Origin of the sequence: Psychrosphaera haliotis (assembly GCF_039523615.1) — a bacterium.
Classification (GTDB): Bacteria; Pseudomonadota; Gammaproteobacteria; order Enterobacterales; family Alteromonadaceae; genus Psychrosphaera; species Psychrosphaera haliotis.
Genome location: NZ_BAAAFQ010000004.1, coordinates 844,943 through 869,231, shown reverse-complemented (window position 1 = coordinate 869,231; position 24,289 = coordinate 844,943). Strand labels below are relative to the sequence as shown.

Below are 24,289 nucleotides of genomic sequence, written 5' to 3'. Positions count from 1 at the left end.
GACTTAGCGGTGTTAGTATCGCTAAGAGTAATGTTTGATACAAAGTTAACTCTGATAAAAAAGGTGATGTTTTAATAAACATCACCTTTTTTATCAGCTATTGTGCATGATCACGAAATTACTAGATGCTGCTAGATTTCTGTTTTGCTTTAAACGTATTGGCATTCGCTTCTAGCCGGAATAGTAAAGCTGAATCTATATTAAACTCCTTTTCTAGTTTAGAGGCCATATCGACCGTTAAAGCGGCACCACAAAAAAGTCTAGTTAATGTGCTAGCTGAGCAATTGAGCTTCTTAGATGCTGATAATGCACTTAGTTTATGTTTTAAAAAATAGTCTTTAATATATTTGCCCGCAGGCTCAGGAGGTTTATTACTTAATGATTCTCTAAGCTCTCTAATACTATTGTAACTTTCCATATTCAATCTCCAAAATCTAAAGGAACTACGTCCAAAATATTAGCTCTATTTTGAAATATATTGTTATAAAGTGTCAATAAAAAAGCCCGTAAAACATGGCTTTACGGGCTTTTCTGTACCAATTGAAACTTAATGAGTTTCTATGAAACTACATGATGTTGTTTACATCATGCCGAGCGAGTCAATCTGCAAGCCTTATTCCTATTGACATTCAATGGTTTATGAACACAATACTGTCTACATTGTTGGCTACAAATTGCAGCAAGGTAGAGGTAAATGAGTAATAAAGCAGACACAAAACATCTAAAGTTACGCGGGAATATTTGGTGGTATCAACGTCGAGTTCCTAAACATCTAAGTAACCATTATCCAAATCAATCTTTCATACAAATCAGTCTTGATACTGGTGATATTCGTGAAGCGAAAAAGAAACGTAATGTGCTTAATGGTGAGCTTGAACGAAAGTCTTTAAGCATGACCACAAATACTGAAGGGCAAAAGTTCAGGGAACTTGTACGAGAAATGGATAGAGACCGCAAGAATTATCCTCAAGAGTGGGATATGGGAATTTATCCAGATTTACTCAAAGAACAAGGGCGGGAGCTAGAGCTTGAGGCTTACATGACTGTAAATGGGAGACAGGACTTCAGCCGCAAGTATCGACTAACACTTTCTGAAGGTTTCCAGATGTGGCTTGAGGATATTGGCCATACTAAGACAGATGAGCACATCAAGAAGATTGAAAAGGCCATCAAAGAGTTTGGGACATATTGCTTCAAGCATTTTGATTGGATTGACTCACCTGACATTGCACTTGAAGATATTGAGAGAAAGATGGTGTATGCCTTTATTAAACATTTAGGTAAGACACTGAAAAAGTCTACTGTACAAGCCACTATCAGCCGTATTAATACAATTTGGATGTACTTAGAACGGGTTGATGAATTGGAAGGAAAGAACCCGTTTAAAGACCACATATACTCAAGTGCAGAAGCTGACCAATCAGAAAAACGAGAAGCATTCACTGTAGCTGAAATGAAGGCAATCCGCTCACATGAGTGGGAGAAGCCTGTTTATAAGTTGCTGGTGGACTTAGGTATATACACTGGCTGTCGTATAAGTGAAATATGTAACGTCAAGAAGAAACACGTTGTTCAAGACGACGGCATTGTTGCAATGAATATTGAAAAGGGTAAGACGAAAGCTGCTACCAGAACCGTACCACTTCCAGATGCACTTGGTCATAGGTTGTTGGAGCATATCAATGACAAAGGCGAAGATGATTACGTGATTGGCATTGCTTCAAAGACAGCAAGTAGAACCTTCTCAAACTTCAAGACAAGGCACATCTCAACAAGCAAGCTAAAAAGCTTTCATTCATTTAGGCATATGTACATTACCGCAATGGAGCGAGCAGGTGTTGAAGAAAACATTACGGCTCAGGTTGTTGGACACGAGCGAGGCAAAACGATGTCTTATGGGTACTACTCGAAAGGCCATGAGTTGAAGAAGCTGAAAGAAGCTGTCGATAGGGCGTTGGAGCATTTGGTGGCTTAGAGTTGATTAAACTGTTCGGCAAGATTATTCATGAATTCAGCTCGCTCAGTTTGTTGGTTTTTCTCGATAAAAACAATTAAGTCAATAAGACAGCTTATGTAGTCGTTTTCATCTTTAATGCGCAGGTTGTCGGGAATTATTTGACAGTTAGCAATTGTCTCTTGGTCGCCTGCGAATTCGCCAGCCCATGTGAAAATGTTTTGTAATTCGTATGCCATTCTAGTAGCAAACTCTGGCCCACTTAGGTGAAATGCGGTGTTTGTACTGGGAGAGTTAGCACCTTTTAGTTTAAGCCCTGTGTCCTTCAATAAACTGGAAAAGTGAAGCTGCACGGTTTGTGATAAAGTTTCTATCGTATGTATTTTACTATCTTCACAAGAGCAGTTAAGTTCAAGGAAAGCCTCTTTTTCCGTTTTAATATTTTGTATTATCGCTTCTAGATTTAATTTAGTTTGTGCGCTTGGGGTGATATCGAAATTGTGAACACTAGCCTTTGGGAAAACTGTCTTATAGAGCTCAGGAATATTACCTATTTCTAACAGGTTTTCATCTCGATTTTTTTGTTCAAGCCTTTCTAATATATGCTGTTTGAATGCCTCTCTGTGATCGAAGTAGTGCTTAAATGACTTTACCGCTTCAGCTTGTTGATTGGCGTATAGTCTTTGAGCTGACCCATGGAACCTTCCTATAGCAACAGTAAATGGGATACAAAGCGCAAATATCGTAACTGGGACCTTTAAGGAATTTACAATAATAAGCGGGTTAGTGAATATTAAGTTAGGATTGAACTCTGTACTGAAAAGGCCAACCCATAGAGCAAGAAAGCTGAAGAAAAAAATAGGTATCCAAAATATTCCGTGTTCATGTAACTCAAGGTCGTGTTTTATAGAAAGCCTAGATGAAATTAATTTTTGTTTTGTTTCGACACTAAGGAGATGGCTCAATAGTGCCCATAAAGTTAGGCAAAAAACGGAGAGCGTCATTAAGTCCCCAGATGCAATAAAGTAATTTAGAATAATCAATAAAACTATCACTACAATGGGTTTAAGTACTTGCTTCATTTACTAATCCTCATAATTCGCATTGACTTCAATGTTTACTCCGAAAGACGCGCCAGCACATCCACCAGTGATATCTTTGACCCTGCCTGTCACTTTTTTCCCACCGTCTATTTCACCTGCTAGGCGACAAGAAATAGAGTTGGCGATATATCCTATGTGATACTTAGTGTTCTTAAAGAACCCTTTGTGTACTATCCATGCGCCAATGGCATCGGGGCTATACTGATTGTTAGGCTCACGTACTAAAAACACTCGCTGTCCTACTTTGACATATTTACGTATTACTTGCTGTCGGTTAGTGCCGTTGGGGCAGTCATATGTTACACCTGCCAATTTTGTGTTGAATGTACCCATACTAAATCCATGTAGTTAAGCTTTCAGCTATCGTAATGCACAGATTACCTAGAGTCTACAGTGATTTAGTTAAGGTTTTCTCAGCTACCTCAAAAAAGTTTCACTACAAAAATCTGAGAGGCCAATTCGACAATGAAGAAGCCTCAACTCCCCCCATAGGGTGCCTTTACGCCCCACAGGAAGATCGCTAAGACAATCTTCAAGACAACCAAATACATTCACCTTAACAAGCCACAAAGAAACCTCTCAGGCTTTTCTAGTGGTGCGTTTATATAACTCCCTGACTTGAGAAGAACAAAGTCGCCCTCGAAACAACTAATCGTTCACAAAAGTAAAAGATTGTGAACTTTACGCTTGACCGTTCAAAAACCGTTCACTAATATAGTGTTCACTAAAGTTTAAGATGTTTTTGAACAGCTAGGAGTGAACATGGCTAAAGAACTTATTGGTTACGCACGAGTATCAACTACAGGGCAGAAGTTAGACGTTCAGTTGGACGCATTGACAGCACAAGGCTGCACCAAGATTTACCAAGAGAAACGCTCAGGTAAGACAGCAGACCGTCCAGAGCTGGAGAAGATGCTTGATTATGTGCGTGAAGGTGAAGCAATAGTTGTGACTAAGTTAGACCGCTTAGGTCGCTCAGTGGCAGACCTAGCGAATATCTCTAAGTTACTTGAAGACAAAGGTGTAGGTCTAATCGTCCTTGACCAAGGTATTGATACAACTACACCTCATGGAAAGCTTATGTTCCATATGATTGCTGCTGTCGCTGAGTTCGAGTTGTCATTACGCTATGAAAGACAGATGGAAGGAATCGCTAAGGCAAAGGAACAGGGCGTAAAGTTTGGCCGTAAGAAGACTATAGACCGTGAGCGAGTTCACCAGCTACGTGAAGAAGGTCTAAGTTTAGGCAAGATTGCTGCTGAGGTTGGCTGTAGTAAAGCTGCTGTTCATAAAGTTTTGGCTGAGTATATAGCACAGTAATTAGTTGCACTATCACATACACCTAATCAGTAGTTTTAATTAAGGCGATCTCTAAGGCTCCCTGAGATCGTCTTTAAGCTCACTAGTACATTCATATTCGATTAATGCAGAAATCCGCTCAGGCGATCTCTCAGATCGTTTTACGGCTATTTATGACCTTGGTTTTGCCTTTGAGTAGTGCTTCAGTCATTCACCCATAAAATCACCACTCTTTGTAGCCCTTGTAAATAAAGGCTTAGCGACTCCCTGACTTTCGGAAGAATAAAGCTGAGTTGGTCAGGTCGAAGTCTGCTCTCGCTGGCCTAAGGCGCTTGAGAATCCAGTGTTTAGTGACTCCCTGACTTTTGGAAGAAGGAAAGTCTGAGTTAGTCAGGTCGAAGTTTACTCTCGTTAGCCGAAGGAGCTTGAGATTACAGTGTTTAGTGACTCCCTGACACAAGAGAAGGAAAGTCTGAGTTAGTCCAGTAATTGAAGACTACGAACCCTATACAACATTAACACCTAGCAGAATTGGGGGAGCTGCTAATTGGTGGTTGTATTTGGGTAGGGGGACTTTAAGTTAATCATTAAGACTTCTTTAAGTCTGTCATTTACTAATTTAATTAAGATTTATTAATAAGTAATAAGACTATTAGATTAACTATAAGACTACTTAAAGACCTCTGTTATCTAATCAATACAAGATAAATTCATTAGGTCTAAAAGTTTAACTTTAAGACAGACCTAATGTTGTATCCGTTATCCAGTATTCACTTGTATTCATGTATGAGTGATTGCCTTGATGAAGTTTGTTTACTCGATTCCTCCAAAGCCTATGGACTTGTGCCCACCTCCTGCACTTGTCCTAGGCAACCTTAACCAACAACAAGTAACTCAATAAGAAGGCTTTCAGTGGCTAACAGTCCACGCTAAGAGCCTTGTTCTTGGCTTATTTGTTTTCGAAAAAGCCCATGACTTAGTTCGGGTCTTCATCTGTAAGCCCCTGCTTTGTAACAAAAACACCATTAACTACCTGACAGGCGTTCGACTTATCGACTCTGTATCAGGCCTGTTTCAAATCAAAAAAACCATAAGGAGAACTTAATGAAAAACTACAAGACACTGACTAACCCTCAGGTACGTGTGAACCTCAACACCTTGAACCTATTACTCATTCAACAAGAGCAATTTAAGCGACAAGCTGAAAGCTCACGCAAGGTCGGTGCATCAACAATTATCAATGAATGTATTGCTAAACAACTATCACGATAACAACGAAAAGGAGAAACGTATGATTAAACAAAATGAAACTATCAAAGAACTAAAAGACCGCCTTTGTGCTTTAGAGGCTATCTGCAAGGACTTATTGGCCAGTGCATACAACAGCGCAGCGCAAGGACAAATTAAGTTTGATGATTACCGAATTAAATACACACAAGCAGCTGTTGAACAACGTGAAGCTGAAGCAAAGGCTAAGCAGCTTAGAGTCAACCTAAATACCGCTAAGACTGACTTCAGAGACATCGCCAAGTCCAAATACTGGTCACTTGTATTCATGACTGAGAAGCAACGAGAGCAGGAGCTTGATGAAATCTGGAGCACTATCACGGGAGACATTGAGTTACCTGAAGATACTAAGCGACCTCAACACGTAGTTAATGAACCAACAGAAGAGCAGCTCATAGGCAGACGTTCAGAGTTAAGGAACTCAATTGATAGGGTTAATGGAGTTCAGTTAACACAAACGATTAACCACTGTGAGCAGTCCCTAAAAGATTACGTTAAGAGAGTCGAAACAGCTCGTGACAAGCACATAGCAGGTCTTAAGTTTAATCACAGTTACACCGAGAATGAACGGCAGGAACTTATTGCCAGCAAGAAAGCTGACGCTGAGATAAGCATTAGTAGCCATACTCAGGAAATGAAGCGACAAATCGACTCAGCAAAGGGCTGCTTATCGCGACTAGAAGCGGACAAAGCTGAACTTAAGAAGGTAAACAAAGCATTAGGTAAATTATTAGAGAAGCAATAGGAGGAACAAGCCAATGAGTAAACAACTATCACGCTTAATCTTTACTGATGGTGCAGCACCTAACAACCAGAACGGCTGTGTTCGAGGTGGATTAGGTGTTGTTGTACTTAACCACCAAGGAGAAGTCTTAGAGACCTATAAGGCTCGTGTTGAACCGACTTTTAATGAATTCACGACAACAAATGTACGTTGTGAAATGTTAGCAGTCATCAAGGCTCTCGAACTTGCAGAGCCTGAAGACATTATCCACACAGACAACAATATGATTGCTCAGGGCTACAACGAGTGGCTTGAAGGTTGGAAGTTGAAAGGCTGGAAGGGTGCTAAAAAGAAGCCAGTAGCTAACCAAGACCTATGGCAGCGAATCGACAAGTTGAAGCTAGAGAAGCCGCTAGTTGTCATTAAGTGGGTTAAAGGTCATAGCGGTATCTATGGCAATGAACTTGCGGATAACTTAGCGACAGAAGCTGCTGCTTAATCTAACTCCCGCGGTCATCCAGTGAAAGTTTTAAGATTGGCATATCAATTAAAGTTGTTAGCTTAATCTACTAAATTTTGGTTCTCTGGTGATCGTGGAAGATTACTGATACTGTTTTAGATTAGTACATAATAACCTCAATTTAATTACTGCTCATTTAGAACAGGCAACGAACTGATTCTTCGTTCTGCCAAGCGTCCAACCAATTAATCACATTGAACAGAGTAACTATTTATGTCGCAACAACAAGATTTCGATTCCAAGTTATTAAAAGTAATCATTAAAAAAAGTGATGACGAACCCTTTAATGAGTATCTGAACCGAGTCCAGCCGCACTTAACTAATTTTCCGGAAGAAGTGATTCGGGAGTGGTTATACAGACATGATAATTTTATCCAAAGGTTCGGCCATCATGACCTAGTCCATTGGAGCTTTGAAGAGGCAAAATTTACTACTCAGGAGATCTTAGACATTAAGTTGTTTCCGAGTAAGCTAGACCATGTGATTAATGCTGGTAACAATATTTGGCGTCATCCTATGATAAAGGATTATGAACCTGCCTTATCGTTGCGTCAGAAGGGGACTTTCCCAAGTCCAATAATAATATTTGAAGATGCCGGAAATTATTATGATTTTACAGGAGAGAATTACTTAGTGCCTTTTCATCTTGCCGAAGGGCATAAACGCTATGGGCAGTTGAAAGCAATAGTTGATTACCCAAAACGCTGCCAACTTGTAAAGCCACTTTTGGATAGCCATAATGTCTACCTTTTAAAGATGAATGGACAAGTATAACAAATTAATCGACGACCAAATTAGAGTTTTCTCAATAAAGTAAATTGAACCATCAGATTTTTAGAAACATCAATAGGTTTTGTTTCTTTGATGTCATCATTCACCCACGCTATCGCCTTCACTAGGCTATGACTTACCTGAGTGTTTTTTTAATTAGACTTATCACATAGTCTAAATCATGGCCTTTCACCGGTTGAATTTCGACATCTCCGTTGTAGTCATCTATGACTTTTCCAACTAAATCATCAGGCTCAGGCTTTAACGAATTACTAAAATCTGTTCTTTCACCACCTTCCATGATGCCAGACTCTGTTACGAAAATTTGAGAAAACTCTCTGCGACACTTGTACATTTTCTATTTTCCTTCATAAGCGTAAAAAAGGCGCGGAGTGTTATCCCAACGCCTTCTTCAAGAGTGTTTTTAAGCCTACTTTACTGTCTACATTTATGTATATTTTTCTGTATACAATTGTTGTAACACCTTGATTTTAAAAGCTTAAAAATGGTAACAGATGATTACATCATGCCGCCCATTCCACCCATACCGCCCATGCCGCCCATATCAGGCATTGCAGGACCAGCTGATGCGTCTTGAGGTGCATCCGTTACCATTGCTTCTGTGGTGATCATAAGACCCGCAACTGATGCTGCAAACTGTAGTGCGCTACGAGTTACTTTAGTTGGGTCTAGAATACCTTCTTCAACTAAGTCGCTGTAAGTGCTGTTTGCTGCGTTGTAACCGTAGTTGCCTTCGCCTTCTTTAACTTTGTTTACAACCACTGATGCTTCATCACCAGAGTTGAACGCGATTTGACGAAGCGGTGCTTCCATTGCGCGTAACGCAATTTTGATACCGTGAGTTTGGTCTTCGTTGTCGCCTTTAAGCTCTGCAAGTTTAGCTGCAACACGAACAAGTGCTGTACCACCACCGGCAACAATACCTTCCTGAACCGCAGCGCGAGTAGCATGTAATGCATCGTCAACACGGTCTTTTTTCTCTTTCATTTCCATTTCTGTTGCTGCGCCAACTTTAATAACCGCAACACCGCCAGAAAGCTTAGCTAAACGCTCTTGAAGCTTTTCTTTGTCGTAATCAGAAGAGGACTCTTCAATTTGCGCTTTGATTTGTGCAACACGGCCATCAATGCCTTCTTGCTCACCAGCACCATCAATAATAGTTGTATCATCTTTAGTGATAACAACACGTTTGGCCGTACCTAGGTCTTCAAGTTGTGCTTTTTCTAATTCCATGCCGATTTCTTCAGAAATCACAGTGGCACCAGTTAATACCGCAATGTCTTGTAACATTGCTTTACGACGGTCACCAAAACCTGGCGCTTTAACAGCAGACGCTTTAACAATACCGCGCATGTTGTTAACAACTAACGTTGCTAGGGCTTCACTTTCTAGGTCTTCAGCAATAATTAGTAGTGGCTTACCGGCTTTAGCAACGGCTTCCAGTGTAGGAAGTAGCTCACGGATATTGCCCACTTTTTTGTCAACTAAAAGAATGAACGGGTTATCTAGTTCAACCGAACCATTTTCTTGGTTAGTGATGAAATATGGAGATAGGTAACCACGGTCAAACTGCATACCTTCAACAACGTCAAGTTCAGTTTCTAATGCTTGACCTTCTTCAACAGTGATAACACCTTCTTGGCCAACACGTTCCATTGCTTCAGCAATGATGTCACCAATTTCTTTGTCAGAGTTTGCAGAGATAGTACCTACCTGTGCAATCGCTTTTGAATCTGAACATGGTACAGATAACTCTTTAAGCTCTTCAATTGCCGCTTTTACTGCTTTGTCGATACCGCGCTTAAGATCCATTGGGTTCATATCTGCGGCAACGGCTTTAATGCCTTCGTTGATAATAGCTTGAGCTAAAACTGTTGCAGTTGTAGTACCGTCACCGGCTTCGTCATTGGCTTTAGAAGCAACTTCTTTCACCATTTGAGCGCCCATGTTTTCAAACTTGTCTTCAAGTTCAATTTCTTTAGCTACAGATACACCATCTTTAGTGATAGCTGGACCACCAAATGATTTGTCTAATACTACGTTACGACCTTTAGGACCTAACGTTACTTTTACTGCGTCTGCTAAAACGTTTACGCCTGCTAACATTTTTTTGCGAGCGTCATTTCCAAATCTTACGTCTTTTGCTGCCATAATCTTAAACTCCTATTATTCAACGATTGCCAAGATGTCTGACTCAGACATGATTAATACTTCTTCGCCATCAAGCTTTTCAGTTTTTACGCCGTAGCCATCGCTAAAGATAACCGTGTCGCCAACTTTTACATCTAACGGACGAACGTCGCCATTTTCTAAAATACGACCGTTGCCCACAGCAATAACTTCACCGCGAGTAGATTTTTCAGCTGCAGAGCCCGTTAGTACGATGCCGCCGGCTGATTTTGTTTCTTGTTCGTTACGTTTAACGATTAAACGATCATGTAGAGGACGAATGCTCATTTGTCATTATCTCCAAGTTTATGGTTGTAATAGGTTTTAAAGTCCCTGTTTTAGGGTTGGGAGGCTTTAAAACAAACTAAAAATTAGTTGTTGGCGAATATATGAGGGTGGGTTTAAAAAACCCAAGTGAAAAATTGAAAAAAATAACGAAAAATTAGGGAATAATAGGGGTTATGTAAGTCAGACGGTTCACGCGCTTTTAGTTTTGCTTTAAAGGCTGCGAGGTTTCTATTTTAGCTTTTGAGATTTGTCAGATAACAATGTAACTAATTCCTGCAAATCATACTTGCCACAGGCTTCAACAACTTCAATTGTTTCCAAGAAGTCTAACTTTCGTTCTCCGCTTTCGTATTTAGAAACATAACTTTGTGGTTTCCCTAAGCTACTGGCGAGTTGTGTCTGGGTTTGACCTGAGACTTCTCTAATTTCTTTTAAATAGGTTCGAAAGCGTGAGTTTTTTTCACACCAGAGTTTGTTCATGGGCGAACAGTAGGTGCGTGTAGCGAATATCCCATTTTGGGATAAAAATGTTTGCCTTCATGAAAGTTGTAGAATAAGGTGGATTTGTTGTTTCTGTTTGGGTGTTGGAACTTTGGCTAGATGCAACAAAAAAGGGCCTTTTTAGGCCCTTTTCTCTTAACGACTCAGACAAGGTTTTGCTGGCGTTTATTCCTTTCTCTTGTATTCGCCATCAATAGTTGTTGGCTGCTGAGGGTTTTCATCAATATAACCCTGCTGGCTATTTGAACTTGAATCCCCCGTATCTTGATGAGTGTTTTGATCCATTTCATTCTCAAAAGTTCGACCTGTTGACTGTTTTGAGAACCCACCTTGACCAAACCCTGATGCATTAAAACCAGCGCCGCGCACTTGCACTCTATGGCCTACTTGCAAATAAACGGCTTTTCTAAATGGTGGTGTAAGCAGAAGCAAACCAAAAATATCAGTCATAAAACCAGGTGTTATCAATAGTACACCCGAAATTAAAATACATATGCCGTCAAACATTGCTTGGGCAGGAAGTGAACCAGTTGCCAACTCTTGCTGTATCTTAGTCCACGTTTGTACACCTTGTTGCTTAACTAACCTAGTGCCTAGAATAGCGGTGGCGATAATGATGATGAACGTCCAGCCACTACCAATAATGCTGCCTACTTCAAGTAGGATCATTAATTCAATTAATGGAATGATGATAAAAATAAAAAACAGTGGCATATTTTTCCTAATAAAAATTCAATATTAACCCTAGTTAAGTATGGGACAATACGACGGTATTCAAGTAAAGTTGAACAATAGTATGTAACCAGTTGTTAATTTTTTCTTAAGGTTTACGTAATACATTGAACGAGATAATAAAATGACCGTTAAATTAATTTTAGTCACTAGTCCGGATTTACCCACTGCCCATTCTTTAGCTGAGGGCTTACTCGATAAAGATTTGGTGGCGTGCGTCAATTTAATTCCATCAGTGGTTTCCCTTTATAAATGGGAAGGAAAACTAGAACAAAATATAGAAGTTCAAATGTTTTTAAAAACAAGTGAAAGAAATATCGCGGCAATCGAGTCTTATGTAAACGAACATCATCCATACGAAGTACCTGAGTTTCTGGTTATTGATGTAAATCACGGCAATCGTGACTATTTAAATTGGGTACAAGAAATGACATCACAAGGTAACAAATAAATGCTTAACACACGTAGTACCATTACAAATTGGATTTTTGCTTTTACCCTCGCCAGTTTGTCTTTATTTACCAGCGTTAGTCACGCTGCAATTACGGCGGATCCACTAAAAGGCTTGTTTGGCCAACAAACTGAATACTTACCAGTTGACGAAGCCTTTTTGTTCGACTTTAAGCAGGTTGATAACAAGGTTGTTTTAGACTGGACCCTTGCCGACGGTTACTATTTATACAAGGATAAGTTTCAGTTCCAAGCAGACAACAGCACAATTGCCGAAACGGTTAAGCAAGACGGTACTCAAATTGAAGATGAGTTTTTTGGGGTGGTGGATGTTTACTTCTTTCAATCAAAAATAGACGTTAGCTTCAGCGAAATAGCTGAAAACGGCTATTTGAATATAAGATATCAAGGTTGTGCTGAAGCAGGCTTTTGTTACAACCCAACCGTTAAACGTATTCCTTTATCGGCAATTTCTGCTGACGAGATTGCCGCATTAAAAGCAGCTAGCAGCACTGGCAACAACGCTGCCACGCAAACATCAGACTCGGTTTCATCACCGGGTTTATCAACAACAAACGAATCAGTTTCAACAGCAAATACTTCTCAACAAAACTCACTAGCAGACTCATTAGCGAATGAGAGTTTGTTATGGACGTTACTTATTTTCTTCGGTTTGGGTGTAGGTTTGGCCTTCACGCCTTGTGTATTCCCAATGTTCCCAATTTTATCCAGCATCATTGCTGGGCAAAGTAATATGACCGTTAAAAAAGGTTTATGGCTTGCGTTCATTTATGTGCAAGGTATGGCAATAACGTATTCACTATTGGGATTAGTTGTTGCTAGCATGGGCGTACAGTTCCAAGCTGCTCTGCAACATCCTGCTGTTTTAATTACGGTGTCTGTCATTTTTGTATTGCTCGCTGGGGCGATGTTCGGCTGGTATAACCTTCAGTTACCTCAGTCTTGGACCAACAAATTAACTCAAGTGAGTAACAATCAAAAGTCAGGCAATTTAGTGGGCGTGTTTGTAATGGGCTTATTAAGTGGTCTTATTGCTTCGCCTTGTACCACGGCTCCGTTAACAGGCGCATTGCTATACGTTGCGCAAACGGGTGACTTACTCATTGGTTTTGTCACCTTGTACGTGCTTAGTTTAGGCATGGGCTTACCTTTATTACTTATCGGTGCATCAGGTGGTAAATTACTTCCTAAAGCGGGTAACTGGATGAATGTAGTTAAGAATCTGTTTGGCTTTATTTTGTTAGCTATTCCTCTCATTCTATTAGAACGATTTGTTGATTTAGAATGGGTACTATTACTAGCGGGTATTTTACTAATCGTAATAGCCGGCTATTTCCATAGCCAGTATTTAGGTCAAGCGTCTAACACGGCAAAAAGCGGCTTTTGGGTAGTCTCTTTATTTAGCTTCTTGCTGGGTTTTGTTTTAATCATTAAACCAATATTACCTACTCCAGTGGCATCAGCATCAGCAGAGTCACATGAAGTTGAGTTTATAAAAGTGTCGAACATGAGCGAAATAAAACAGCAAATTGCTCAAGCAAATGCAGCAGGTAAGCCAGTGATGTTAGACCTTTACGCTGACTGGTGTGTGGCATGTAAAGAGTTTGAAGCGTTTACGTTTTCAGATAAAAGCGTGCAAGACAAAATGGCAGACTTTGTTCTTTTACAAATCGACATGACCGCCAACAACGATGCAGATATAGAAGTGCTTACTGAATACGATATCTTAGGTTTGCCAACTATTCTGTTTTTTAATACTAGTGGTGGAGAGTTAACAACTCAACGCGTCACTGGCTATATGAATGCAACCACATTTTTGGCGCACTTAAAAAGCATTTAGCTGGTTCGCTAAATAAAACTCAATATAAATGAGATTGTCTAAAACCATGAAGCCCTGCTTTTATTGATTAAAGTGGGGCTTTTTTCTGCCCACAGGGCACTCCAAATAGAACTATTTTGGTTAATAGGCGTCTAATTCGTTACTTGAATTCTTCCAACTTGCTTTGTAAAACGCTTCAAACAAAGGCCTACAAGCCCATCAGCTCGGCTAACGTCGGTCATTAGACCAGTATTTTGCTGTTAATTGTGTTTATTTCTCTATAATGGCTTTTAATTCTTCCGGAACTGTAGTTTTATATGGTTTTCACCATAAAAGTTAGTCAGATCTCGAGAAGAGGTAGAAATGAGTATAGAAGGCGACAAGATGTCAACAATTGGAACAGTTTTAGTGATCAATGGCCCTAACTTAAATATGTTAGGTAGCAGAGAAACAAACATTTACGGCAATGCTACGTTAAACGACATTGTTGCGTCACTAACGCATGAAGCGTCAAAGGAACTGGTTGCCATTTCGCATGTACAGTCAAATCACGAAGGTGTATTGGTAGATGCAATTCAGCAAGCGCAGGGGAAAGTTGATTTTATCATTATTAATCCCGCCGCTTTCACGCATACCAGTGTTGCCATCAGAGATGCGCTATTAGCAGTGGATATTCCATTTATCGAAGTTCACTTATCTAACGTACATGCACGAGAGCCTTTTAGACAACATTCCTACTTATCAGATATAGCGGTTGGTGTGATTTGCGGCTTAGGTCCGCAGGGATATCAATACGCGCTTAACCAAGCGGTTAAGACGATTACTAACAATAAATAAATTTTAAAGATTAATAGGTGAAAAAATGGACATTCGTAAAATAAGAACACTGATCGACATGGTGAAAGAGTCTGGCGTTGGCGAAATTGAAATCACTCAAGGTGATGAGTCAATCCGTATCTCTGGTACACCTGTGCAAGTAGCAGCGCCAATGCATTATGCTCCTGCGCCAGCACAAGCTCCTCAGGCAGCACCAGCAGCAGCTCCGGCGGCAGCAGCACCTGAAGCAGCTCCAGTTGCATCAGGTCATCAGGTTGTTTCTCCAATGGTAGGTACTTTCTACCGTGCATCATCACCTTCTTCTCCTTCATTTGTTGAAGTAGGCCAGTCAGTTCAAGTTGGCGATACACTTTGTATTATTGAAGCAATGAAAATGATGAACCAAATTGAATCAGACAAAGCGGGTGTTGTTAAAGCAATCCTTGTTGATAACGAAGACCCAGTAGAATTTGAACAACCACTATTCATCATTGAATAATAAGGGCTGATCATGATTGATAAAGTTGTCATCGCGAATCGCGGTGAGATTGCCCTACGTATTTTGCGTGCCTGTAAAGAATTAGGCATCAAAACCGTTGCGGTACACTCAACAGCGGACAGAAACTTAAAGCACGTTCTTCTTGCAGACGAAACCATTTGTATTGGTAAGCCATCTGCGATGGATAGTTATCTTAATATTCCTAGAATTATTGCAGCGGCTGAAGTAACAGATGCCGTGGCTATTCACCCTGGTTATGGTTTTTTAGCAGAAAATGCTGACTTTGCTGACCAAGTTGAGCAAAGTGGTTTGATATTCATTGGGCCAACGGGCGATACCATTCGTCTAATGGGCGATAAAGTTTCTGCCATTGAAGCAATGAAAAAAGCAGGCGTGCCTTGTGTACCTGGTTCAGACGGTGAATTAGGCGACGATGCCGATACCAACAGAGCCATTGCACGCAGAATTGGTTACCCACTAATTGTTAAAGCAGCAGGCGGCGGCGGCGGTCGTGGTATGCGCGTGGTTCGAAAAGAAGAAGATTTAGTTGAATCTATTAAGATGACTAAAGCGGAAGCGGGTGCAGCCTTTAATAATGACGTTGTTTACATGGAAAAATTCCTAGAAAACCCACGTCATATTGAAGTACAAGTTTTGGCTGATGGCCAAGGCAATGCAATCCATTTAGGTGAGCGTGACTGTTCAATGCAGCGTCGTCACCAAAAAGTTGTTGAAGAAGCGCCAGCACCAGGTATTACACCTGAACTTCGTAAGTTTATAGGTGGTCGCTGTGTTAGAGCTTGTATTGAAATTGGTTATCGCGGTGCGGGTACGTTTGAATTCTTGTATGAAAACGGTGAATTTTACTTTATCGAAATGAATACTCGTATTCAGGTAGAGCATCCAGTAACAGAAATGGTAACGGGCGTAGACTTAATTAAAGAGCAATTACGCATTGCTGCAGGTCAACCGTTGTCATTTACGCAAGATGATATTCAAATTCGTGGTCATGCCATTGAATGTCGTATTAATGCAGAAGATCCTGAAACCTTCATTCCTTGTGCAGGTGAAATCAAACGATTCCACTCACCAGGCGGTTTAGGCGTTCGTTGGGACTCTCACATTTATACAAATTATAAAGTGCCACCAAACTATGACTCAATGATTGGTAAGCTAATTACTTACGGTGAAAACCGCGGTATTGCTATCAAGCGTATGGAACACGCACTTAATGAATTGCTAATTGACGGTATTAAAACAAACGTACCTCTGCAGCAAGACATCATGGCCGATGAGCACTTCCAAAATGGTGGAACTAATATCCACTATTTAGAAAAGAAATTAGGGATGAGCTAAGGCTTGTAACTGATTGTAGTTGTTTTAAAAAGTCAGTTTTAAAACACAAAGTCTAAAAAAATCACTAGTAAAAGCCGGGCATTTGCTCGGTTTTTTTATTTCTTTAACTATAATTAAATCATCACTAGCGAAAGTTGGAGATGTATAAATGGCAGAGTTCGGGTTAACCACACCCGTCACAGTGGGCATAGAACAAACCCGCGTTCAAAGGTCAAACAATGTCGGACGCACTGATTCCGCCAACGTAATAGATCGTGCCACACAAATACCAACCGCCGCTAACTTAGACAACCAACAAAGCATCTCCGCTGGCCAACAAGCCGCAGCAGCACAACCGCCCGTCCACATAGCCAAAGAGCAAATACGAGTCACAAGTACGTTAGGGAAAGGGGATATTAGAGGTAATTTATCGCCAGCAAGAGCTGCTGAAATTTATGAGGCGATAGCTAAGCTTTTGTAGAAATGTAGAAATGTAGAAATGTAGAAATGTAGAAATGTAGAAATGTAAAAGAAAGAACAAACAAGCAACCGCAAAATTCTGCTTGTTTTAAATTACTTAACGACTGGGGTTAAATATTAAGGACGAGTGCCTGTTGGGCGATTTTCTAATCTACCAAGACCCTCTAGACCACCTCTAAACATGTCTTTTAATGCAGAGATAAATAACTCTTCGTAAACTAAAATAATAGCGCCTACCCAAATTCCACCCGTTACTTGAGATACTTCTTTATTTGATAATGTTTTCATTTTTATTTCCTTATCGACATATGTCGGTAGTTAAGTTTGCCATTATTGGCGAGGTTAAAAGCAACTTGCTGTTCCGTTCAAGTCAAAACAAGCTGCCATTGTTATACCTGCACTACATTGCAGGGCTAGGTATTTGACTAAAAGTGAATAGAATTATTAATGCTAATGCATTAAGTAAACTCGAATAAAAGATGTTTGTTGGTAAAGATCGATGCTTCATGTACAAAGCAAATAGCACTATTCCTATAATAAAATGCATTATTGGTGAGCCAAACGTAAACATCTTAATAGACGTTGTACCAAGAGCAGAGAACAGTCCTATTACTACTACAGGCGCAGATAGTGCTTCGCCAATACGAACTGTAACTGTCCGCGTTAGAAACTCTTCTATGATTGGTGCAGCGAGAATTAACCAAAATACATAACCGGTCATTCCAAACTGAGTAATTCCCCTTTGTACTTCTGAAAAGTAATCTATCGATCTAGTATCGAAGAGCTGCATTGTTGCCAAAGCCAATGAAAACGTGGTTAATGTTGCAATAATTGTTGCAACAATATAGCTCCATTGAACAACGGGTTTTAGGCCTAATAATTTTTCCATAAAACTGATCCTTTAAAATATAAATTCATATGTATACTGTACGGACCAACAATTGTTGGTAAGTTAAGTGCAATGAAAATTGCGGTTAATTGCCGGCTTGCGTGTTCCGTTCAAGTCTATGCAAGCTGGCCTCTCTCCAATTCCAATAGCTCTGTAAGCATATAAATTAGTCCTCGCCAGGCTAAAAATCCGGGTAAGTTAAAATCTAACTTTGGTTGCGTTTGTATATAAAGCAGCAACTCTTTCGCATCTATGAATGAGTATTTGTGACCCTTATCAAAATGCTCGGCAACATAAGACTGGGTAACAGGAACAAAATAAATCAGTAACTTTTTATTTGAGAAAATTACCGTGTGAACCGAACTATCTTTGGCTTCAAAAAGCCAGGCAGCACAATCTTCATAGTGATTCGATAGCTCTAAAACCTGGTCTAATTTTCTTTTGGATAAGAAAATAGCAAGTGATTGCCTGATATTGTTGTTTTGAAAAAGAGCATTAAAATAGACTTTTCTCAGCCCTATGATGGCCCACTTTGTAATAATACTAGACGGGGTGTAGTGTTGATTTTCAGACGTTATTGCCGAGTTAAGTAATTTGTATGATGCCGACCCTTGCTGTTTTATATCCGATAAACTCTGAGTAATAAACTTAGCAATATCTAACTCAGAAGGATTGTGCTGATATAGCTTTATTAAGCCAGATGTTAACTCGGCTCTTGCTAAGGTATTCAGTGGTAACTCATCTGGACTAACTCCTAACACTGATACCACATAGTACTCTAAGTATTTGTTGTAAATAGCATAAAAATATTGAGATAACTCAGAGGTTTCGATTTTAGTGTTGTTAAATGAGTTGTAGTAACAAACCCATCTTAAGAACAAGGAAAGTGCTACGTCCTTTTGTTCATTTAACGACGAAGACGTAAAACTGTTCTCCGCAAAGTCGTTGTGAAAGCTAGAGGCATTATTGTTTTGCCATCGACCTTCAATGCTTAGTGCATCATTGTTTATGTTGCCATGGGTAATACGGTGTACAAAACAAAATGCAAACTGCTGAGCACAATTCGCTAACGATCTATTTATAAATAAAACAAAACGTTCATGTGATTGGAAGTACTGATTGATCTCTAAAAATGACTGCTTTATTTTAAATGCTTCAAGCCTTCTATCAGCTGCAGACATAGATTCTTGTTCCGCGTTTTTCATGAATCGTTTTATACTTAAAGATGTTTCTTTTACCTTTACTGCCAAGTGATTTTGATAACCACTTTGGTTAGAACCCTCAGCCAAACTCATCGGTTTATTGAGGTGCTGAATTGATTTTATTTTTACGCTACCAATAGGTAATACTTGATGAAACACAGATGAATAAATTGAGTCTAATATAGCGTCTAGCAAAGTATCTTTGACTTTCACTTTAGGTAAGTCGCCTATGCCATTAAGTTGGTAAGTTAATACCTTCTGACAAGGTAAAGACTCAACACCTAAAGTAGCTATATTTCCATCCTCAAAAAATTGCGTTTCCATGACTATTCCTAAAGTGCTAAGTGATTTTTAGTTAATTGAATTAGGAGCGACAGCATGACCACTCCTTCTTCTAGTTTGGAACATTTTTATAACTGCTTTAATGTTCCGAACACTATTAACAATAGAACAAAATATTCAATAATCACCTGAACTTAGGTCCAGATTCTGCAATTCTTATTTGTTTTATGTCACTTTGTTCCATCAGGTTTATTTGTTTAATAAGATCAATCTTATTTTTCACCTTCAACTTCTGATAGATGTTTCCACAATGAAACTTAACCGTCCTAATGCAAATATACAGTTTGTCTGCGATTTCCTTTTGGCTCCTACCTTGAATGATATGCGAGTAAACTTCCTTTTCTCGCTTTGAAAGATGATCTGGGTTAATCAATAACATCATTTTTTTCCTTGTTTTTATTGGGTGTTGGATTTGGTTAAAAGTAATCTCGTGAAACATCTTTGAGTAACGTTGGTGTTAGCTCAATTACACGATCGGCTTGTTTTATCGTCTCAACTCTATGAGCAATAAAAAGGGTGGTAATCTCAAGGGCACTTAGCCTTTGGTTTATCATTTGTTCGGTGGCAACATCTAAATTCGACGTAGCCTCATCTAAAAATAAAATACTGGGTTGTCGGTATAGGGCTCTAGCCAATAAAATTCGTTGCGTCTGTCCACCAGATAGAGCACCGCCCATTTCACCAATGTATGAGTCGTAACCCATTGGCATAGCTAAGATATCCTGATGAATTGATGCAATATCAGCGGACTCTTTAACTCTTTTCATATCTATTTTTGAGGAGAAGTTGGCAATGTTTTCAGCAATCGAGCCAGTTAACAGTTGGTCGTTTTGCATCACAGCTGCGGTAGACGTTCTAAAAGCTCTTAAACCAACTTTTTCTAATGGGTCTCCGTTAAATAAAACATGTCCTTCGGAGTGTTTTAGTAAGCCGATGACGACTTTCATAAAAGTAGATTTACCTAAGCCAGACTTTCCAACAATGGCGATGGATTCTCCCTGTTTAATAGACAAACTTAGGTTAGAAAAAAGAAACGCATTCGCTTGCGGATATTTAAACGCCAATTGGCATATTTCCACAGGGCCTTGGATATTAGAAGTGTGGTTTATTGACTTTGGAAGCTCTGTATTTTTCTTTGAAAGCGCGATATCTGAAATTCTAGAAAAGTGTAAGCTCAGCATTTTGAAGTCGACGTAAGTATCTATTAACGCCGAAAAACGGCTAGTGACTTGTGTTTTATAGGAAATAAACGCCATTAGCATTCCTAGTGTGAAGGCCGGTGACGTTGAGCCATCTATAATTAAGCTTGCTCCTAAATAAATGATAACCACGTTTTCTATGCCAAATAGAAAACCATTTATAAGTCCAAAATGAAGCTGCAGCTTTTCAACTTTTACTCTGTTATTTAAAGCGGATACAAACTTATTTAACCATTGGCTTGTTCGACTAGGCTCTAGTGCCATTAGTTTTATGCTTTGTATGCCTCTTATTGTCTCCATAAAGTGCGCCTGTTCGGTGGCTGATGATCGAATTACATCTTCCGATACTCTTTTAAAAGGTGAATACCAAACCAACCTCAAAACAAGATAAAGTATGATAACTACGACGGACACAGTGGCTAAAGTTGGTTCGTATAAGTAAAGAACAATCAGAGTCAGCGTCGCCATTATTCCATCGATACATGCTTCGACAAATTGATGCGCCAACATTCTTTTTATTTGCTCAATTGAGCCGAATCTCGACACGATGTCAGCAACATGGCGTGCTTCAAAGTAAGAAAGGGGAAGTCTTATCAGATGATTAAAAAGTAGTTCGGTAAATTGTCTTCCTAAGCTTGTCCCTAAGTGAATAATTAAGTGCCCGCGTAAAAGTGAGAATAGATGTTTGAAAGTGACAACAAAAGCGAACGCAGACGCTAAAACAACTAACAAGTTACTGTCGTAGCTTACTAAAACGTCATCAATAACAGTCTGCATATAATAGGGCATGGCTAATACAAAAACTTGTAACATAAGGGACAAAACAAAGAGCTGTACGAAGCTCGTCTTTAAGCCTTTGAAAGTAATGTTGAGATCTCGAAATGCAATGACAGGTTTTCGTTCTTTTTCTATAAACGAAGTGTTAGGTGAAAGCTCTAGAGCGACGCCGGTGAAGTGTTTGGCGAGTTCATCAATGCTATATTTTACTTTTCCTTTTGCGGGATCAAAAATAATCGCTTCTTGTTTTGTTACTTTATAAAGAACAACAAAGTGATTTAAATCCCAGTGCAAAATACAAGGTAGAGAAAGTTGAGTTAGCTCCGCAATATCTAACTTTAATGGCCTAGAGTTAAAACCAATGTCTGACGATATATCAATTATCTGCTGTAAATTAAGCCCTTTTAATGACTGAGGGAATTGTTCTCTAAGACTATATAAAGAATGATTTATCTTGTAATGCGATGCAACCATGGCAATGGATGCTAAACCACATTCAGCGGCTTCAGCTTGCAGTATCAGTTTCACTATTTTAATGCTCCAATAATAGGCGCAAACAGCCACTCTGCTAAGGTGCGTTTTGAAATAATAATATCTGCAGAAAAGAGCATACCTGCCTGAAGATTTATCTCTTGGTCATTTACTTTTATAAACTGTTTATCAAGCTTGGCAATTGACTTGTAAACTGGCTCTGATAGTGAGAGTACTCGGTGACTTTTATTACCAGGCAAAACGTTGCTAGAAATAGACGTAAGAGAAGCGGAAATGGGACCATATTTTTGATATGGAAACGCGTCGAGTTTAATAATTATATTTTGCTTTGGTGAAACAAAACCAATAGCTCGGGTAGGAATAAAGAGCCTAGCAATGAGCTTGTCATTGTCTGGGATAATGCTCATCACATATTCATTCTGTGATATTGGCATTCCAACTTTTAGGTTTAAACTTGATACAACGCCATTACTCTGTGCAACAACAACAATTGAACTGGTGACTTGCTGCTGAGTAATTTCCTCTTCAATTCCAAGAAGCTGAGCCTCTAATTCAAATAAATAGTCGTTGTTAGTGCTTGAGTACTCAAGTTCATTGTTATGAAGTGACGCCAGTGTGCTCTCTAAATCTAGTGTCGAAAAACGGTTGTTACTTACTTTATATTTAACCGACAGCCACTTTTCAATTGCATGGTTTTCACTGGTTTTAGTTGTTAATTGTTTCTTTCTTAATTCTTTTTGTCTATTAGCTTCCGCTTCCGACAAAGCTAACTCTTGCCTTAAAAGCATAGCCTCAGCTTTAAGTAGTAGTAATTTTTGCTCTACACCGGCTATTTTACTGTTATTAGAACTTACGTAGTTTTTAAGCGAAGTGTTCTTGTTCAAAATCAACTGGCCAAGTATCTCTCTTTTCCTATTTAGATGCGCAAGCCTGACATGATTATGGCTTAAGCCTGGAACGATTGAAGTGTCATTAATGACTTGAAATAGTGGATCACCTTTGGATACATATGAGCCTTCTTCAACATAAAGGTGTTTTATTACGCCTGACCTAGGAGATCGAGTTTCAGAAATGCCAGTACTTGGTTCTAATAGGCCTGTGACAGTTTCTTTTTGGTTGTACTCGCCAACTGTTAAAAATATACCTATACAGAAGAATAATGATACAAAGAGATAGAACACAGTATTATTTCTCACGCTTTGCGTTAGTGAGACTTCTCCCCACAAATAACTGTGCTGGTGTTCAATTGCTTGCTTGCGAAACAAAGCCATTACTCATCCTTGAATGGCATCAAATCTAGTCCAACGAGATCGTTATAATTGATGCTTAAGTCCGTTTAATTGGCATCGAGTATTACCGTTTGATTAAATTTTGTAAACGCTTATTGGTACAGAAAAATTTGAAAAAATATTTTATTTGTTAGGTAGTTATGAGGTGAAAAGGTACAGGTAACCGTATGTAACCTACTACCCGAGTAGAAAATTTTGCTGTGCACTACGTAAAAATAGCTGTTCGTTTTTTTCAACAACTGGACTGTCCTGATCCGATACCCACTGATAAAAAACGTTTCTATGAACTCTTGCTCGCAAGCCTCTATTTAGCTCAACATAGAGTTTAGGTTCAGCGTTCTCATCATCGCTTGTTTCATTAATTAATGGGTGTAGGTCGCCAAGTACAACTTGCTGTCCAATGTTGCTGGTGACGAGTATTGCATCGCCTTCGTTAGTATTTTTGATTTCCCACTCTGTAATAACAAAGGGCGCATCTTCTACTTTAATCCGAATTTTTTCCGCGGGGGTTTTTAAGAAGTATTCGTTGTTTTCTTTTAATAAAACTGACGCAAATAATTTCACCAATTTAATACGGCCAATAGGCGAGCCCATATAAAACCAACGGCCATCTTTTTTAATTTCCATGTCGATATCACCACAAAACGGCGGGTTCCATTTTTCAAAGGGAGGTGACTGACTAAGATCATCAAGTTGTTGAGTGAGTTTTTGTAAGTCCATGCTGGTGGCTTAATTTTAAAATGATAAACTAACTTTAGTATACGTAGGTAATACGGTTTATTCACTATCTAAACTTTCATTCAATATCTAAGTTTCTGTTCATTGTTAAGTGTTAAGTGTTAAGTGTTAAGTGTTAAGTTTGATTTTGACCTTACATCGTCGAGTTTAGGTTTTGTAAATGAGAACCATACCTTTTATTATTTTTGATAACGAGGAAACCAAACTGGTGGCTAAATTTACTTACTCATTGGAAAAGGCCGATGAGACAAACATTACGCATATTAGTATTTCGCCAGAGCCTGACTGGGATGACTTTAATGAATTTGCAGCTCAGTTTATTGCCGACATAGGGGCAGAAGTGCGCGCGGAAGACTACGGAATGGACAGACATCAAGTTGATTACGAACTAAACGGCGAGCGATATTTACTTCACTATGAACATTATTCACAGTCAGTTTGGACTGAGCCTCAGTAATCCCAGACACCTTATTAATCCCAGAAACCTCATTAACCTAAGTAGCCTCAGAAACCCCAAATTCGGTCATCAAAAGGCACAAAAAAAAGCGGCTAATTTAATAAGCCGCTTGATT

Annotated in this window: 28 protein-coding genes; 13 read left to right on the top strand and 15 right to left on the bottom strand. The window is 39.3% G+C overall.

Features of this window, described 5'->3' with window-relative positions; translation table 11 throughout:
- Positions 1-121: 121 nt before the first annotated feature.
- Entirely contained in the window at positions 122-418 is a 297-nt protein-coding gene (locus ABD009_RS06500; RefSeq protein ID WP_343823728.1) for a helix-turn-helix transcriptional regulator, read from the bottom strand.
- Between the two features lie 276 nt (positions 419-694).
- Between ABD009_RS06500 and ABD009_RS06495 the strand changes: the two genes are divergently transcribed.
- Complete coding sequence (locus ABD009_RS06495; protein WP_343823726.1) at positions 695-1,975, top strand: tyrosine-type recombinase/integrase; 1,281 nt, start codon at positions 695-697, stop codon at positions 1,973-1,975.
- Here ABD009_RS06495 and ABD009_RS06490 read toward each other — a convergent pair.
- Together ABD009_RS06490 and ABD009_RS06485 are read right to left on the bottom strand one after the other, a co-directional pair.
- Complete coding sequence (locus ABD009_RS06490; protein ID WP_343823724.1) at positions 1,972-3,036, bottom strand: hypothetical protein; 1,065 nt, start codon at positions 3,034-3,036, stop codon at positions 1,972-1,974. The two genes, ABD009_RS06495 and ABD009_RS06490, sit on opposite strands and share 4 nt — an antisense overlap.
- 3 nt (positions 3,037-3,039) lie before the next feature.
- Complete coding sequence (locus tag ABD009_RS06485) at positions 3,040-3,390, bottom strand: HIRAN domain-containing protein (protein WP_343823722.1); 351 nt, start codon at positions 3,388-3,390, stop codon at positions 3,040-3,042.
- 429 nt (positions 3,391-3,819) lie between these two features.
- On the opposite strand from ABD009_RS06485, the gene ABD009_RS06480 reads away from it, so the two are divergent.
- From ABD009_RS06480 to ABD009_RS06460, 5 genes are all read left to right on the top strand, one after another.
- Positions 3,820-4,377 (top strand): recombinase family protein, encoded by a 558-nt coding sequence (locus ABD009_RS06480; RefSeq protein ID WP_343823720.1) that lies wholly within the window; start codon positions 3,820-3,822, stop codon positions 4,375-4,377.
- Positions 4,378-5,460: 1,083 nt separating this feature from the next.
- Entirely contained in the window at positions 5,461-5,628 is a 168-nt protein-coding gene (locus tag ABD009_RS06475; RefSeq protein WP_343823718.1) for a hypothetical protein, read from the top strand.
- A gap of 19 nt (positions 5,629-5,647) precedes the next feature.
- Positions 5,648-6,388 (top strand): hypothetical protein, encoded by a 741-nt coding sequence (locus ABD009_RS06470; protein ID WP_343823716.1) that lies wholly within the window; start codon positions 5,648-5,650, stop codon positions 6,386-6,388.
- Positions 6,389-6,401: 13 nt separating this feature from the next.
- On the top strand, positions 6,402-6,866 hold the full coding sequence (locus tag ABD009_RS06465; protein ID WP_343823714.1) for an RNase H family protein: 465 nt from the start codon (positions 6,402-6,404) through the stop codon (positions 6,864-6,866).
- Between the two features lie 234 nt (positions 6,867-7,100).
- Complete coding sequence (locus tag ABD009_RS06460; RefSeq protein ID WP_343823712.1) at positions 7,101-7,661, top strand: hypothetical protein; 561 nt, start codon at positions 7,101-7,103, stop codon at positions 7,659-7,661.
- A 133-nt stretch (positions 7,662-7,794) separates the two neighbouring features.
- On the opposite strand, the gene ABD009_RS06455 is transcribed toward ABD009_RS06460, so the two are convergent.
- The 5 genes from ABD009_RS06455 to ABD009_RS06435 form a co-directional block, all read right to left on the bottom strand.
- Entirely contained in the window at positions 7,795-8,013 is a 219-nt protein-coding gene (locus tag ABD009_RS06455; protein WP_343823710.1) for a hypothetical protein, read from the bottom strand.
- Positions 8,014-8,177: 164 nt separating this feature from the next.
- Entirely contained in the window at positions 8,178-9,830 is a 1,653-nt protein-coding gene (gene groL / locus ABD009_RS06450) for a chaperonin GroEL (protein ID WP_155695942.1), read from the bottom strand.
- Between the two features lie 15 nt (positions 9,831-9,845).
- On the bottom strand, positions 9,846-10,136 hold the full coding sequence (locus tag ABD009_RS06445) for a co-chaperone GroES (RefSeq protein WP_155695941.1): 291 nt from the start codon (positions 10,134-10,136) through the stop codon (positions 9,846-9,848).
- Positions 10,137-10,364: 228 nt separating this feature from the next.
- Positions 10,365-10,616: a helix-turn-helix domain-containing protein gene (locus tag ABD009_RS06440; RefSeq protein ID WP_155695940.1), complete on the bottom strand. Its 252-nt coding sequence runs from the start codon at positions 10,614-10,616 to the stop codon at positions 10,365-10,367.
- A 186-nt stretch (positions 10,617-10,802) separates the two neighbouring features.
- Positions 10,803-11,351, bottom strand: coding sequence for an FxsA family protein (locus ABD009_RS06435; RefSeq protein WP_343823704.1), 549 nt, complete (start codon positions 11,349-11,351; stop codon positions 10,803-10,805).
- 142 nt (positions 11,352-11,493) lie between these two features.
- Here ABD009_RS06435 and cutA point away from each other — a divergent pair, with 142 nt between their 5' ends.
- The 6 genes from cutA (at position 11,494) to ABD009_RS06405 (ending at position 16,790) form a co-directional block, all read left to right on the top strand.
- Positions 11,494-11,820, top strand: coding sequence for a divalent-cation tolerance protein CutA (gene cutA / locus ABD009_RS06430; RefSeq protein ID WP_155695938.1), 327 nt, complete (start codon positions 11,494-11,496; stop codon positions 11,818-11,820).
- A complete protein-coding gene (locus ABD009_RS06425) occupies positions 11,821-13,680 on the top strand; it encodes a protein-disulfide reductase DsbD (protein WP_343823701.1) in 1,860 nt (619 codons plus the stop codon).
- Positions 13,681-14,043: 363 nt separating this feature from the next.
- A complete protein-coding gene (gene aroQ, locus ABD009_RS06420; RefSeq protein ID WP_343823699.1) occupies positions 14,044-14,496 on the top strand; it encodes a type II 3-dehydroquinate dehydratase in 453 nt (150 codons plus the stop codon).
- 25 nt (positions 14,497-14,521) lie between these two features.
- Positions 14,522-14,974, top strand: coding sequence for an acetyl-CoA carboxylase biotin carboxyl carrier protein (gene accB / locus ABD009_RS06415; RefSeq protein WP_343823697.1), 453 nt, complete (start codon positions 14,522-14,524; stop codon positions 14,972-14,974).
- 12 nt (positions 14,975-14,986) lie between these two features.
- Positions 14,987-16,330 carry an acetyl-CoA carboxylase biotin carboxylase subunit gene (gene accC / locus ABD009_RS06410; protein WP_155695935.1) on the top strand — a complete coding sequence of 448 codons (1,344 nt, stop codon included), beginning with the start codon at positions 14,987-14,989 and terminating at the stop codon, positions 16,328-16,330.
- A gap of 148 nt (positions 16,331-16,478) precedes the next feature.
- A complete protein-coding gene (locus ABD009_RS06405; protein ID WP_343823695.1) occupies positions 16,479-16,790 on the top strand; it encodes a hypothetical protein in 312 nt (103 codons plus the stop codon).
- Positions 16,791-16,906: 116 nt separating this feature from the next.
- On the opposite strand, the gene ABD009_RS06400 is transcribed toward ABD009_RS06405, so the two are convergent.
- From ABD009_RS06400 to ABD009_RS06370, 7 genes are all read right to left on the bottom strand, one after another.
- Positions 16,907-17,077, bottom strand: coding sequence for a hypothetical protein (locus ABD009_RS06400; protein WP_343823693.1), 171 nt, complete (start codon positions 17,075-17,077; stop codon positions 16,907-16,909).
- 112 nt (positions 17,078-17,189) lie between these two features.
- Entirely contained in the window at positions 17,190-17,678 is a 489-nt protein-coding gene (locus ABD009_RS06395; RefSeq protein ID WP_343823691.1) for a CPBP family glutamic-type intramembrane protease, read from the bottom strand.
- 116 nt (positions 17,679-17,794) lie between these two features.
- Positions 17,795-19,204: a hypothetical protein gene (locus ABD009_RS06390; RefSeq protein WP_343823689.1), complete on the bottom strand. Its 1,410-nt coding sequence runs from the start codon at positions 19,202-19,204 to the stop codon at positions 17,795-17,797.
- A gap of 142 nt (positions 19,205-19,346) precedes the next feature.
- Complete coding sequence (locus tag ABD009_RS06385; RefSeq protein ID WP_230961410.1) at positions 19,347-19,601, bottom strand: helix-turn-helix domain-containing protein; 255 nt, start codon at positions 19,599-19,601, stop codon at positions 19,347-19,349.
- Positions 19,602-19,638: 37 nt separating this feature from the next.
- On the bottom strand, positions 19,639-21,726 hold the full coding sequence (locus ABD009_RS06380; RefSeq protein WP_343823687.1) for a peptidase domain-containing ABC transporter: 2,088 nt from the start codon (positions 21,724-21,726) through the stop codon (positions 19,639-19,641).
- Positions 21,726-22,961 carry a beta-barrel domain-containing protein gene (locus ABD009_RS06375; protein WP_343823685.1) on the bottom strand — a complete coding sequence of 412 codons (1,236 nt, stop codon included), beginning with the start codon at positions 22,959-22,961 and terminating at the stop codon, positions 21,726-21,728. The genes ABD009_RS06380 and ABD009_RS06375 overlap by 1 nt, the downstream gene beginning before the upstream one ends.
- Positions 22,962-23,156: 195 nt before the next feature.
- Positions 23,157-23,699, bottom strand: a complete 543-nt coding sequence (locus ABD009_RS06370; RefSeq protein WP_343823683.1) for a DUF1285 domain-containing protein — start codon at positions 23,697-23,699, stop codon at positions 23,157-23,159.
- 178 nt (positions 23,700-23,877) lie between these two features.
- Between ABD009_RS06370 and ABD009_RS06365 the strand changes: the two genes are divergently transcribed.
- On the top strand, positions 23,878-24,174 hold the full coding sequence (locus tag ABD009_RS06365) for a DUF3630 family protein (protein WP_343823681.1): 297 nt from the start codon (positions 23,878-23,880) through the stop codon (positions 24,172-24,174).
- Positions 24,175-24,289 lie beyond the last annotated feature (115 nt).

Coding starts and splice junctions, on each gene's coding strand:
- ABD009_RS06500 (WP_343823728.1), bottom strand. CDS start 418: ATGGAAAGTTACAATAGTATTAGAGAGCTTAGAGAATCATTAAGTAAT.
- ABD009_RS06495 (WP_343823726.1), top strand. CDS start 695: ATGAGTAATAAAGCAGACACAAAACATCTAAAGTTACGCGGGAATATT.
- ABD009_RS06490 (WP_343823724.1), bottom strand. CDS start 3,036: ATGAAGCAAGTACTTAAACCCATTGTAGTGATAGTTTTATTGATTATT.
- ABD009_RS06485 (WP_343823722.1), bottom strand. CDS start 3,390: ATGGGTACATTCAACACAAAATTGGCAGGTGTAACATATGACTGCCCC.
- ABD009_RS06480 (WP_343823720.1), top strand. CDS start 3,820: ATGGCTAAAGAACTTATTGGTTACGCACGAGTATCAACTACAGGGCAG.
- ABD009_RS06475 (WP_343823718.1), top strand. CDS start 5,461: ATGAAAAACTACAAGACACTGACTAACCCTCAGGTACGTGTGAACCTC.
- ABD009_RS06470 (WP_343823716.1), top strand. CDS start 5,648: ATGATTAAACAAAATGAAACTATCAAAGAACTAAAAGACCGCCTTTGT.
- ABD009_RS06465 (WP_343823714.1), top strand. CDS start 6,402: ATGAGTAAACAACTATCACGCTTAATCTTTACTGATGGTGCAGCACCT.
- ABD009_RS06460 (WP_343823712.1), top strand. CDS start 7,101: ATGTCGCAACAACAAGATTTCGATTCCAAGTTATTAAAAGTAATCATT.
- ABD009_RS06455 (WP_343823710.1), bottom strand. CDS start 8,013: ATGTACAAGTGTCGCAGAGAGTTTTCTCAAATTTTCGTAACAGAGTCT.
- groL (WP_155695942.1), bottom strand. CDS start 9,830: ATGGCAGCAAAAGACGTAAGATTTGGAAATGACGCTCGCAAAAAAATG.
- ABD009_RS06445 (WP_155695941.1), bottom strand. CDS start 10,136: ATGAGCATTCGTCCTCTACATGATCGTTTAATCGTTAAACGTAACGAA.
- ABD009_RS06440 (WP_155695940.1), bottom strand. CDS start 10,616: ATGAACAAACTCTGGTGTGAAAAAAACTCACGCTTTCGAACCTATTTA.
- ABD009_RS06435 (WP_343823704.1), bottom strand. CDS start 11,351: ATGCCACTGTTTTTTATTTTTATCATCATTCCATTAATTGAATTAATG.
- cutA (WP_155695938.1), top strand. CDS start 11,494: ATGACCGTTAAATTAATTTTAGTCACTAGTCCGGATTTACCCACTGCC.
- ABD009_RS06425 (WP_343823701.1), top strand. CDS start 11,821: ATGCTTAACACACGTAGTACCATTACAAATTGGATTTTTGCTTTTACC.
- aroQ (WP_343823699.1), top strand. CDS start 14,044: ATGTCAACAATTGGAACAGTTTTAGTGATCAATGGCCCTAACTTAAAT.
- accB (WP_343823697.1), top strand. CDS start 14,522: ATGGACATTCGTAAAATAAGAACACTGATCGACATGGTGAAAGAGTCT.
- accC (WP_155695935.1), top strand. CDS start 14,987: ATGATTGATAAAGTTGTCATCGCGAATCGCGGTGAGATTGCCCTACGT.
- ABD009_RS06405 (WP_343823695.1), top strand. CDS start 16,479: ATGGCAGAGTTCGGGTTAACCACACCCGTCACAGTGGGCATAGAACAA.
- ABD009_RS06400 (WP_343823693.1), bottom strand. CDS start 17,077: ATGAAAACATTATCAAATAAAGAAGTATCTCAAGTAACGGGTGGAATT.
- ABD009_RS06395 (WP_343823691.1), bottom strand. CDS start 17,678: ATGGAAAAATTATTAGGCCTAAAACCCGTTGTTCAATGGAGCTATATT.
- ABD009_RS06390 (WP_343823689.1), bottom strand. CDS start 19,204: ATGGAAACGCAATTTTTTGAGGATGGAAATATAGCTACTTTAGGTGTT.
- ABD009_RS06385 (WP_230961410.1), bottom strand. CDS start 19,601: ATGTTATTGATTAACCCAGATCATCTTTCAAAGCGAGAAAAGGAAGTT.
- ABD009_RS06375 (WP_343823685.1), bottom strand. CDS start 22,961: ATGGCTTTGTTTCGCAAGCAAGCAATTGAACACCAGCACAGTTATTTG.
- ABD009_RS06370 (WP_343823683.1), bottom strand. CDS start 23,699: ATGGACTTACAAAAACTCACTCAACAACTTGATGATCTTAGTCAGTCA.
- ABD009_RS06365 (WP_343823681.1), top strand. CDS start 23,878: ATGAGAACCATACCTTTTATTATTTTTGATAACGAGGAAACCAAACTG.